Source organism: uncultured Microbulbifer sp. (genome assembly GCF_947504145.1).
Taxonomy (GTDB): Bacteria; Pseudomonadota; Gammaproteobacteria; order Pseudomonadales; family Cellvibrionaceae; genus Microbulbifer.
The window spans coordinates 907,368-919,324 of the sequence record NZ_CANNGQ010000001.1; the positions used below are offsets into that span (position 1 = coordinate 907,368).

The following is an 11,957-nucleotide window of genomic DNA, read 5'->3' on the forward strand; positions in this document are numbered from 1 at the left end:
ACATCGGATGCTGGGCGCAGCCGGCTCTGTCTGCGCGGATCATCGCCTTCCCTCCGCCATTGTTCAAGGGCGGGGTGTTGGGGTGCGGCGCGATCTCTATGGGCGATACCCAGCGTCAAAATTGCGGCAATGATAGGAGAAGGGGGAGAGTCGACCAAATAGTTTGGATTTATTTATCTCATTGTGGGGTTTTATAGGTTGCTCAAATGGTAGGGGGTACCCCGGGCGGCGTTTCAAGTCGGCGCGCCCAGGTGGCCTCGATTCGACAGGCGGTTTGCCGCCACATATCTACAATGGATGTGAGGTAGTTCCTGTAACATGCTGATATTAAACGTAAAGTTAATTGTTAAAGTGATTTCTAGGGTGTGCCTCAGGTAGCATTTAGCCGTCGGCTGTAGTACACAGAAGCCCTGACAATGCCGTAACTTCTAAATAAGGCATCTCTAACAAGAACTCCGTTACTGAGGTAAGCCATTGAAGGCTGAAAGTGAAACCGAATCTCCGGCAGCCATTCCAGATTCTCTGATCGCGAGGATTGTCCGCGAGGGCGCCTTGATCACACTGCTGGCCGGTGCCTTGCTGGTGGGTATCAGTCTGCTGAGTTACAGCCCGGCCGATCCCGGTTGGTCCCATACCGGTAGTGGCGGAGCGGTTGAGAACGCAATCGGGCCAACCGGCGCCTGGCTCGCCGACGTATCACTGTCCCTGCTTGGCTGGATGGCATACCTGTTTCCCGTTCTGATCGGCTGGCGTGCCTTCCGCATTCTGCGCGACCGGAATGCGCGCTTTCACGGGCCGCTGTTTGCGCTGCGGGTTGGCGGCCTGTTGCTGTTGCTGGTCTCCGGTGCCGCTATAGCTACCCTTTGTTTCGACCGAGCCGGCACTTTACCTGAGGTCACGGAAGGGGCGAACGGCGGAATTATCGGTTACTCGGCATCCTTATTTATTGAAAAAGGGCTCGGTTATGTTGGCGCCACGATTCTGCTGTTGGCCCTATTCGCGATGGGAGTGACTGTGTTTACGGGCATGTCTTGGCTGAAGCTGTTTGAAGATATCGGCCGCAGTGTGCTCTTCATATTCAGCTGGATTGGCAGCCGCATGGCGCGGGCGCGAAAGAATCGCGAAGAGCAGCGTTTTGCCCGTGAGGCTGTCGTGGTACGCAAAGCGGCCGTTGAGGAGGAAAAACAGCGCACCGCCAAGCGCCAGCCGCCGCAGATAGCGCCGACAGCGCCGCCGCCCAAGCCGAGCCCGCGCGCGGTCAAGGAAAAGCAGGGCGAGCTGTTCAAAGGCCCGGTTACCGGCACTTTGCCGCCGCTGTCCTTATTGGATGCGGCAGATACCAACAAAAAAGCCGGTTTCAGCCGTGAGGCACTGGAAGCGCTGTCTCGCCTGCTGGAGCTGAAGCTAAAAGATTTTGGCGTGGTGGCGGAAGTGGTTTCGGTATTGCCCGGCCCGGTGGTTACCCGCTTTGAAATCCAGCCGGCCCCCGGCGTAAAAGTAAGTCGCATCACCAACCTGGCGAAAGACCTGGCCCGTTCCCTTGCGGTAATCAGTGTGCGGGTGGTGGAAGTGATCCCGGGTAAATCCGTGGTGGGGATCGAGATTCCCAACGAAAACCGCCAGATGGTGCGGCTCACTGAGGTGCTCGGTGCCGAGGTGTATGACAAGTCCAGTTCCGCGCTGACCCTGGCATTGGGGCACGACATTGCGGGACAGCCGGTCGTGGCAGACCTGGCCAAGATGCCGCACTTGCTGGTGGCGGGTACAACCGGCTCTGGTAAGTCTGTGGGCATCAATGTGATGCTGTTGAGCCTGCTGTATAAATCTACGCCGGATGAGGTCCGCCTGATTCTGGTGGACCCGAAAATGCTCGAGCTCTCGGTCTACGAGGGTATTCCACACCTGCTCACGCCGGTGATTACCGATATGAATGACGCGGCCAATGGCTTGCGTTGGTGTGTGGGTGAGATGGAGCGCCGCTACAAGCTGATGGCGGCCATGGGTGTGCGCAACCTGGCGGGCTTCAATCGCAAGGTGAAAGAGGCCATTGCCGCCGGCGAACCGCTGGAAGACCCGACCTGGCAGCCGGACCCCATGTCCAGCGTGCCCGAGGCGGAGCAGACCCGGCCGCATCTGAAGCCATTGCCCGCTATTGTGGTGGTGATTGATGAATTTGCCGACATGATGATGATTGTCGGCAAGAAGGTGGAGCAGCTGATTGCGCGCATCGCACAGAAAGCACGGGCTGCGGGTATTCACCTGTTGCTGGCGACCCAGCGTCCGTCGGTGGATGTGATTACCGGGCTGATCAAGGCCAACGTGCCTACGCGAATGGCCTTCCAGGTTTCATCGAAAGTTGATTCGCGCACCATTTTGGATCAGGGGGGTGCGGAGCAACTCCTCGGACACGGCGATATGCTATACCTGCCGCCGGGTACGGCGGTGCCCATAAGGGTGCACGGGGCCTTTGTGGATGACCATGAGGTGCACCAGGTTGTGGCAGACTGGGCACGGCGGGGTGAGCCGGATTTCATCGACGGCATCGTTGACGATTCCAACAACAGTATTCCAGTACCGGGAATGACCACGGAAGGCGGCGAGGACGATCCGGAAACGGATGCCCTCTATGACGAGGCAGTGGCATTTGTGACCAAGTCCCGCAAGGCATCCATTTCATCTGTGCAGCGACAGCTGCGCATCGGCTACAATCGCGCGGCCCGCATGATCGAGGCTATGGAGGCCGCCGGCGTGGTGTCACCCCAGCAGCCCAACGGCAACCGGGAAGTGCTTGCACCTCCCCCCGCTTGACCGATCAGGCTCACAGGGGAAATTGCCCCCGGTTCAGGCCGGGTTCACTTGGCGCCGACTAGGCTTTAAGGACATACCCCGGAATCGCAAACTGGAAGGCACATATGAAGCGCACACTGAGTATTCTTCTTCTCGCACTGGGATTCAGCACCGGTGCGGCCAGCGTTCAGGCAGACGCCAGTGAAGAGTTAAGCCGGCTGTTGCAGCCGCTGGGCTCCATCTCCGGCAACTTCCGCCAGACCCTCAAGGACCAGAAAGGTAAAACCCTGCAGAAGAGCAGCGGCAACTTTTCCGTGCAGCGCCCTGGAAAATTGCGCTGGAAAACCGGCGAACCCTTTCCGCAGCTGCTGGTAACCAATAACAAAAAGCTGTGGTTATACGACCCCGATCTGGAGCAGGTCACCATCCGCCCGGTGGACAACCGAATGAAAGAGACCCCGGCGTTGCTGCTTGGCGGCAAGGTGGAAGATATCCGCGGGTCTTTCAGCGTTGAAAGCAAAAAAGGGGCTTACTACCTGACCTCCAAACGCGCCTCGGCGCCGTTCAAATCCATGGTGATCCGCTTTGACAAGAGCGGTCTGCCCGCAGCCATGACGGTGCGTGATGGCATGGGCCAGACCACCGACATCCAGTTCAATGGTCTACAAGCCAACCCCAAATTGTCTTCCCATATGTTCAACTTCAAGCCACCCAAGGGTACCGACGTTATTCGCGATGAGTGATCTGTTTCAGTCGCCCCCCAGGCATCAACCTCTGGCCGCCCGTATGCGGCCGCAAACTCTGGCCCACTATGTGGGCCAGACGCATTTATTGGGCCCGGGTAAACCCCTGCGCGAGGCGGTGGAGCGCGGGCAATTGCACTCCATGGTGCTCTGGGGGCCGCCTGGCGTGGGTAAAACCACGTTCGCCCGGCTGCTGGCAGAAGAGTGTGATGTGCGCTTTTCGACACTTTCCGCTGTGCTTGCCGGGGTCAAGGAGATCCGCCAGGCCGTGGCCGAGGCAGAGCAGCACGCGGCCCAGTTTGGTCGCGGCACCATCCTGTTTGTGGACGAGGTGCACCGCTTCAACAAAGCCCAGCAAGACGCCTTTCTGCCGTACGTGGAGGAGGGCACTGTCACGTTTGTGGGGGCCACGACCGAAAATCCGTCCTTCGAGCTGAATAATGCTCTGTTATCTCGCTGCCGTGTTTACCTGCTGCGGAATCTCAGCCAGGAAGAGTTGAGCGGCCTGTTGCGGCGCGCACTTGCGGAGGATGAAGAGCTCAGGGCACGCAACATTGAGATGACCGACGCAGTCCTCGCCAAGATCACCCTGAGCGCCGACGGCGATGCCCGCAGCGCGCTCAATCTGCTGGAAATTGCCTGTGATCTGTCGCGGGAAGAGGGCGGCAGGCAGCTCATCGACGAAGCCGTGCTCGCCGAAGTGCTGACCGCCGATGTGCGGCGTTTCGACAAGGGTGGCGACTACTTTTACGATCAGATTTCTGCACTGCACAAATCCGTGCGCGGCTCAGACCCGGACGCGGCACTCTACTGGTTTGCGCGGATGATCGACGGCGGTTGCGATCCGCTGTATGTCGCTCGCCGTGTGGTGCGCATGGCCAGTGAAGACATCGGAAATGCGGACCCCCGCGCGCTGGAAATTGCGCTGAACGCCTGGGACGTACAGGAGCGCCTGGGGAGCCCGGAAGGAGAGCTGGCCATAGCCCAGGCGGTGGCGTATCTCGCCGTCGCGGCGAAGAGTAATGCGGTTTACAGTGCCTACAAGCGGGTGCTGGCGGATATCCGCCGCGAACCAAGTTACGAGGTGCCGGTGCATTTACGCAATGCCCCCACCAAACTGGCGAAAGAAATGGCGCACGGTGCCGATTACCGCTACGCCCACGATGAGCGGGATGGCTTTGCCGCTGGTGAGAACTACTTCCCCGAAGCCATTGCCAGCCGCCGCTATTACCACCCGGTAAGCCGCGGGCTGGAACTGAAGATCGACGAAAAACTGCAGCGCTTGCGGGCACTCAACGAGGCCAGTGATCAACAGCGCTACGGGGCTGAATCACACGTAGCGCCTGAAAAACGCTAGAATCCCCCGCAGCTGATATTCAGATCACTTCCGGGAGTTCCCATGCAATGGATAGCAATCGCAGTTGGCGGCGCCATCGGCGCCATTCTCAGGCATCTTGTCGGTGTCTGGGCGTACCCGGTGTTTGAAGGCCGGATTCCTCTCGGCACTTTCATTGTCAACGTGGTCGGTTCCCTGCTGATTGGCTTCGCTTATGTGGTTATCGTGGAGCGCGGGTTGCTTGGCCACGAATGGCGACTGATGATCATGACCGGGTTGTTTGGGGCCCTCACCACCTTCTCTACCTTCTCGCTGGAAACCGTGCTGTTGTGGCACAATGGCCAGCCTTTAACGGCGCTGGCCTATGTGGTGGCCAGCATCCTGGTGTGCGTGGCCGCAACCGCAGCGGCCATTTCCCTGGGAATGAAATATCTGTAACGCGGTAATCAATACACCATGCTCGATCCAAGACTGATTCGTAACCAACTCGACGACGTTGCAGCGGCGCTCACCAAGCGCGGCGTGCAGCTGGACACGGCCAAGCTGGAACAACTGGAAGAACAGCGCAAAGAACTGCAGGTGCGCACCGAGACCCTGCAGAACGAGCGCAATACAAAATCCAAGAACATCGGCCGCGCCAAAGCCGCCGGTGAAGATATTGCGCCGCTGTTGCAGGAAGTGGAGTCCCTGGGTGGGCAGCTGGCCGAAGCCAAACACGCGCTCGGCGAGCTGCAGCAACAGCTGGACGATATCCTGCTGGCGATCCCCAACCTGCCGGACGCCTCGGTACCGGAAGGTAAAGACGAAGACGATAACGTGGAGGTTGCCAAATGGGGTGAGCCGCGCACATTCGACTTCGAAGTGCGCGACCATGTGGACCTGGGTGGCTCACTTGGCGGCCTCGATTTTGAGGTGGCCAGCAAGATCACCGGTTCCCGCTTCGCGGTCATGACCGGTGAAGTAGCGAAATTGCACCGCGCTTTGGCACAGTTCATGCTAGATCTTCATGTAGAAGAGCACGGCTATACAGAAGCCAATGTGCCGGTGATAGTAAATAGCGATTCCCTGTACGGAACCTCCCAACTACCCAAGTTTGCGGAAGATCTGTTCAAACTGGAGGACGAGCGTAGTTTCTACCTCATCCCCACCGCAGAAGTACCGCTGACCAACCTGTACCGCGATGAGATCGTTGATGCCGATCAGTTGCCACGCAAGTATGTCAGTCACACCAACTGCTTTCGCTCCGAAGCCGGCTCCCACGGGCGCGACACCCGCGGCATGATCAGGCAGCACCAGTTCGAAAAAGTGGAACTGGTTTGCTTCTCTCGCCCTGATCAGTCCATGGACGCACTCGAACAGCTCACCAGTCATGCAGAAAATGTTCTGCAAAAACTGAATCTGCCATACCGCAAAGTAGTGCTGTGTGGTGGCGATATGGGGTTTGGTGCAACCAAAACCTATGACCTGGAAGTTTGGATTCCGTCTCAGGACAAGTACCGGGAGATTTCCTCCTGCTCCCTGATGGGCGACTTCCAGGCCCGGCGTATGAAAGCCCGCTGGCGCAACCCGGAAACGGGCAAACCAGAACTGCTGCACACCCTGAATGGATCCGGGCTGGCAGTGGGCCGGACGCTGATCGCGGTACTGGAAAACTACCAACAGGCCGATGGTAGTATTGAGGTGCCGGAAGTACTGCGCTCTTATATGCGGGGCGCAACCAAGATCGGCTAAGCAGTATGGAATAAGACCTTGCGTTACCTGCCTCTCGCGTTTGATTTGAAACACCGCCCCTGTCTCATCGTAGGGGGCGGCTCCATCGCCACGCGCAAAGCGCGGCTACTCAACAAAGCGGAGGCCCGCCTGCTGGTGGTGGCTCCGGATATTACCGATGAGTTGCGCCAGCTGGTCATGGCCAGCGGTGGTGAATACATTGTCGGCACTTACCGCAAGGAGTTGCTCGACAACGCCGAAATGGTGGTTGCGGCCACCGCCGATGGCGATGTGAATGCGCAGGTATCCGCCGATGCTCGCGCGCGCCGTCTGCCGGTGAATGTGGTCGACTCGCCGGAGCACTGCACCTTTACCTTTCCCTCCATTGTCGAACGCGGCCCCGTAGCCATCGGCATTTCCAGTGGCGGTTCTGCCCCCGTTCTCACGCGTATGTTGCGCGCGCAGATCGAAACCCTGCTTTCTCCGGGTCTCGGACTTATTGCCGAGCTGGCCGGGCGTATGCGCGACAAGGTGAAAGCCGCGTTACCAGAAGCCCAGCGCAAGGATTTCTGGCACTGGGTATTCAATGGCCCGGTAGTGGGCCAGATTGAGCGCGGCCACAAGGCCGAAGCTGAGCAGGCGATTCTCGAAGAGCTGCAGCGCTGGGAAGAAAAACCGGCGCCGAGCGGTGAAGTCTATTTGGTCGGTGGCGGTCCCGGTGATCCGGACCTGCTGACGTTCCGTGCCCTGCGCCTGATGCAACAGGCAGACGTGGTACTTTACGATCGCCTGGTATCCACCGAAGTGCTGGAGCTGGTGCGCCGGGATGCCGAGCGCATCTACGTGGGCAAAATGAAGCAGTTCCACTCGGTACCTCAGGACGATATCAACCAGCTGCTGGTGGATCTGGCGAAAGAGGGCAAGAAGGTACTGCGCCTGAAGGGCGGCGATCCGTTCGTATTCGGCCGTGGCGGAGAGGAGATCGACAAGCTGGCAGAGGCGGGCGTGCCCTTTCAGGTGGTACCGGGCATTACCGCGGCCATCGGTTGTTCAGCCTATTCCGGCATTCCGCTGACCCACCGGGATCACGCCCAGTCTGTCCGCTTTATTACCGGTCACCTGAAGCAGGGCGATCTGGTGTTGCCCTGGGATGAGCTGATCACCAAGAATCAGACACTGGTGTTCTACATGGGCCTGACAGGCCTTCCCACCATTTCTGAGAAGCTGATTGCGAACGGAATGGATGCAGACACGCCGGCGGCGCTGGTCGAGAAGGGCACTACCCGGGATCAGCGGGTGATTGTTGGCACCATCGGCACATTGCCGGAACTGGCAGAAACGCACAAAGTCGAGGCACCGGCGCTGACGATTATCGGTGGTGTCGTGACGCTGCGCGAAAGTCTCGGCTGGTACCAATAAGCGCCGTTCAAACCAGTCCCGGCGCTTAGGCATCCACTCCACCATGCATTGGCAAACCCCTATCTATACTGAAAGGGATGTTTGCCAGTGGTGGTTTTATGTTGTGGATGTTGCTTCGGTTTTATTGCACTCTCCTGGTGCGCAGTTTTCTGCCCCGGGAAAGCGAAATTGTATTGCCCGATGAAAACGACAGCCATCTGCGGCGCTATACCAACAAGTACCGCGTCAAACGCAACTGGGTAAGAAACCTCTGGATCGGCTCTTCGCTGCTGATGATCTGCTTTCCGCTGCTGCCTTTTATCCTGGGGTTAGGGTTGCTTACCTCCTTTCTTTCTTTTGCCATTCTCGATGAAACCGCCTGAGCTTATGCTTCCTTTTCGTGTTGGCGGCTCGCTCAACCCAAAATAAAAAGGGCGACTTCTCGTTACCCTAAGCTTTGCGGCCAGGTGCGTGTCTGCATCAAGCGAGCTGCGCAAGACGTTGTTGCGCCGCACTCAGCGCGTTGTTTCTGGTCTCGCCACTCACCGCCAAGCCTTCTGCATGTACGAATTCCACATCCTGAATGCCAATGAAACCCAGGAACTGGCGGATGAAATTGGTCTGGGCGTGATCCTCGCCGTAGAAGCCTCCACGGGTAATCACCACAAAGGCGCGCTTACCAGTGAGCAGGCCCTGGGGGCCATTTTCTGTGTATTGGAACGTAACACCTGCGCGGGCGATATGATCAAAGTAGGCGTGCAAGTTTGAGGGCACGCTGAAGTTATACATCGGAATACCAAAAACGAGCGTGTCCGCGTCACGGATTTCGTCGATCAGGACATCGGAAAAGTCCACGATGGCTTGCTGCTGCTCGGTGCGTTGCGCTGGGTCGCTATTCAATGCCTGGAAGCGGGTCAAATCCAGGTGGGGAATAGGACTGGTCGCCAAATCGCGCGACACGACTTCCCCGTCAGAATTGGCGGCAAGCCAGGTCTCTGCAAATTGGTTGATTAGCTGAGAGGATTGCCCGTCATTCTGGAAGAGGCTGGTCTGAATCTTGAGAAGGTTTTTATTCCCTGTGGTCATCTTGGTATCTCCAAATAGAGGGTTAGTTGCCCGATGGCGGTATTGGAGCACCGATGAATTAGGAAAAAAATTATAAAAAAATACATAAACCTGTCGAAGAATTAGATAGATGGTGGGCACAGGTTACCCGAGAGCAGGCGGGAAGGCGGGTTGTCGCAGTGCGGCAAACCACTTGAATCATCTTTCGCACATACAAAAAGACGCTCCTAAGAGCGTCTTTTTTCATATCTGGCTTAATCAGTGTTTACTGCAATACCAGCGTGTAGCGCGTCGCCTGCTTCATGAGTGGTGACGGGCTGCCTTCGACCCAGTCCCGGTGGCCATTGCCAAAGAAGGGTGACAGCGGGTGCGCGCTCTGGCCGGTGGCCATATGAAAGATGCCAAGCTCTTCGTGTCCTGGTGCGATAACCAGTCGCTCTGATGCACCGTTGGTCGCGGACTGGAAGCGGGGCATGTGGGAGTCGCCAGGGAGCGGGTCTGCCGGCATGGCGGTGAACCAGTTGACTGCAGATACGGCACGCCCCAGTGGGTGCTGGATTTTTGCCGCATTCTGCACACCCCAGGTCTGCTTCTCGAGCGGCAAGCCGTCTTCTGCCATTTCCTTCAGCACTTCATCCAACGCGGCGAGTTTCAGTGCGTTCCAGGACGCAAAGTCCGGGTTCAATAGGTGGCCAGGCTCGTTTGAGAGCATTTCCCACGCCGGGTATTCCACCTGGCGATTGACGCGCCCGAACTCGAAGTTGGGGGCATGCCGCTGCATGTAGGTCAGAACCGGCGCCGTAGACAGGTCGATAAAACGCAGGCGGAAATTGCGCACGATGCGGTAACCCACGGAATCGGCACTGGCGCGCCCACCCCAGTTTTTAACCTGCTCCAGTACGGCGTCATAGCCATCGACGCCTTTCAGTAATTGCGCGAGGTGCGCCTGCCAGCGCTCCAGGAATACGGCGCGATCGTCCAGCTGGATGTCCAGTAGGTCCTGTTCGGTAAAGTGTTCCCGTGCGAACAGGTCGTCCCGGATCTGCTGCTGGCGCGCGCCGAGTGCATAGCCGCCGTCGCCCATCACACGCAGGAACTCTCCATCCATTGTGCGGGAGTTCGCCGTCCAGATCCGGTGAGACGGCGGGTTGTAAACACTGGGGTGTTCGCCCAGTGGCAGGTAACCATCCCAGTATGCGGTGCCGTCTGCCCAGCTAACTGAGCGATTGCCGTTGAGACCGACACGGCGGGGAATAGGGCCCGCTACTGTCCAGCCGATATTGCCTTCGCTGTCGCCGAGCACAAAGTTCTGGTGTGGCATCCCGAACTGCGGGGCCAGGTCCATGGCTGCGCGGGTGCTTTCTGCGGTTTCCAGTTGGATGATGTTCAGGTTGGCACCGCGCAGATCGTGGGCGACCCAGCGGTAGGCGAGGGGCGCGCCGTTGTGATCTTCGCCGACCACAGGACCCCATATGGTTTTGCGCACTTCAAGTTCAGCGGTGGGTTTGCCGCTGATCGCGATCTCTTCACGCGCGATTTCGAAGTCTTTCCAGCCTTCCGGAGTGCGGTACTGCTCGCCATTCTCCGACACTTCCAGCAGGATCAGGTCGCCCCAGTCGGCGGTGGTGTTGGTGAAACCCCAGGCCACTTTGCTGTTGCTTCCGGCGACGATAATCGGCCCGCCCGGCAGCGTCGCTCCGCGCATTTGAAAATCGGTGCCCGGCACATTCCAACCGGCACGGAACCAGATATTGGGGACCGTGATCGCCAGGTGCATGTCGTCCGCCACGATCGCCGCACCGTGCTCGGTAAGCGCACCGCCTACCACCCAATTGTTGCTGCCGAAGATCATGTCTTCGCTTTCCATTTTCCCGTAGGCCATGGGCTCGCTGTCATCCACCAGCGCGGCAATGTGGGTTTGCGGCAGGCCGATGGGATCACGTGCGTCGCCAATCAGTGGGGCGTCCCAGACGCCGCCTTTCGGTACGAAGAACTGGTAGAGGTCACCTGGCAGCAGTTCCGCCAGAGCGTTGTCACGCAACTCGAAATCACCGGTGCGGCTCTGCAGGGTCAGGTACATGCTGAAAATTGCCAGCAGGCTATCCGCGGGTACCCAGGCGCGGGGCTCTTGGCGGAGCAGGGCGTATTCCCACGGGTTGGCCCCGAGCTGTGACAGCCCATAGTTCACACCGTCGGCGTAGCGTTGCATCACCTGTTTATGGTTCTCTGGCATAGCGGCGATATTTCGCTCTGCACGGGCGCGGAATTGGTGTAGACGGACCCCCTGGTCGTGCTCCAGTGCCGCGCCACCAACCAGTTCCGCCAGCTCTCCCGCTGAGTTGCGCCGTAGCAAATCCATCTGGAAGAAGCGCTCCTGAGCGTGTAGGAAGCCCAGTGCAAAAGCGGAATCCGTGCGCGTTTCGGCGGTAATGAATGCGACGCCCTGTGCATCCCGCTCAATGGTTACGGGTTTTTCCAGCTGCCCGGATACCAGTTCACCGTCGAGCAGTGGCAGGCTCTGGCGCAGCCAGATCCACACGGTAAGCGCTACCAGTAATAAAAGGACAAGGAGGGCAATCAATCCGCGCAGTGTGCGCTTTGCCCAGGGAGTGCTGATCATCATCGGGGTGCTCTCTGATAAAGAAACAGAATTGTTATTTTGGGACCTGCTGACCATGTTGGACAGGAAATACACATTCCCAGTCTATCAGCCGTGTGATCACATAAAGTGGTTACCCGAGGACTTTGTCTGGTCACAAATGTAGGTTTAAGGTTGAATATAATGCCATATTGGCGCATAAGTACGTATCACAAAGCATGAGAACTGACTGGTCACAAGAAAAAGGTCACAACAAGCTTTTATTGGGACAGCGCTACCCGTAATATGGCCCAAGTTGACTATCAATAACGACTATTTT

General features: G+C 58.1%; 9 protein-coding genes. 7 read left to right on the forward strand and 2 right to left on the reverse strand.

The window, feature by feature from the left end:
• Positions 1-474: 474 nt before the first annotated feature.
• From Q1A74_RS04100 to Q1A74_RS04130, 7 genes are all read left to right on the forward strand, one after another.
• Positions 475-2,808, forward strand: a complete 2,334-nt coding sequence (locus Q1A74_RS04100; protein WP_299592630.1) for a DNA translocase FtsK — start codon at positions 475-477, stop codon at positions 2,806-2,808.
• A gap of 104 nt (positions 2,809-2,912) precedes the next feature.
• Positions 2,913-3,530 (forward strand): outer membrane lipoprotein chaperone LolA, encoded by a 618-nt coding sequence (gene lolA / locus Q1A74_RS04105; protein WP_299592632.1) that lies wholly within the window; start codon positions 2,913-2,915, stop codon positions 3,528-3,530.
• Positions 3,523-4,887 carry a replication-associated recombination protein A gene (locus tag Q1A74_RS04110; protein WP_299592635.1) on the forward strand — a complete coding sequence of 455 codons (1,365 nt, stop codon included), beginning with the start codon at positions 3,523-3,525 and terminating at the stop codon, positions 4,885-4,887. Before lolA ends, Q1A74_RS04110 begins: the two co-directional genes overlap by 8 nt.
• Before the next feature lie 42 nt (positions 4,888-4,929).
• The gene (gene crcB / locus Q1A74_RS04115) at positions 4,930-5,304 is read left to right on the forward strand and encodes a fluoride efflux transporter CrcB (RefSeq protein WP_299592637.1); all 375 of its coding nucleotides are present in this window, start codon (positions 4,930-4,932) and stop codon (positions 5,302-5,304) included.
• A gap of 18 nt (positions 5,305-5,322) precedes the next feature.
• Complete coding sequence (serS, locus tag Q1A74_RS04120) at positions 5,323-6,597, forward strand: serine--tRNA ligase (RefSeq protein ID WP_299592639.1); 1,275 nt, start codon at positions 5,323-5,325, stop codon at positions 6,595-6,597.
• A gap of 18 nt (positions 6,598-6,615) precedes the next feature.
• Complete coding sequence (gene cysG / locus Q1A74_RS04125) at positions 6,616-7,995, forward strand: siroheme synthase CysG (RefSeq protein ID WP_299592641.1); 1,380 nt, start codon at positions 6,616-6,618, stop codon at positions 7,993-7,995.
• A 98-nt stretch (positions 7,996-8,093) separates the two neighbouring features.
• On the forward strand, positions 8,094-8,357 hold the full coding sequence (locus Q1A74_RS04130) for a hypothetical protein (RefSeq protein ID WP_299592643.1): 264 nt from the start codon (positions 8,094-8,096) through the stop codon (positions 8,355-8,357).
• Positions 8,358-8,454: 97 nt separating this feature from the next.
• Here Q1A74_RS04130 and Q1A74_RS04135 read toward each other — a convergent pair whose 3' ends face one another.
• Positions 8,455-9,180, reverse strand: a complete 726-nt coding sequence (locus Q1A74_RS04135) for an NAD(P)H-dependent oxidoreductase (protein ID WP_299592645.1) — start codon at positions 9,178-9,180, stop codon at positions 8,455-8,457.
• A 124-nt stretch (positions 9,181-9,304) separates the two neighbouring features.
• Entirely contained in the window at positions 9,305-11,662 is a 2,358-nt protein-coding gene (locus Q1A74_RS04140; protein ID WP_299592647.1) for a penicillin acylase family protein, read from the reverse strand.
• Positions 11,663-11,957: the final 295 nt, after the last annotated feature.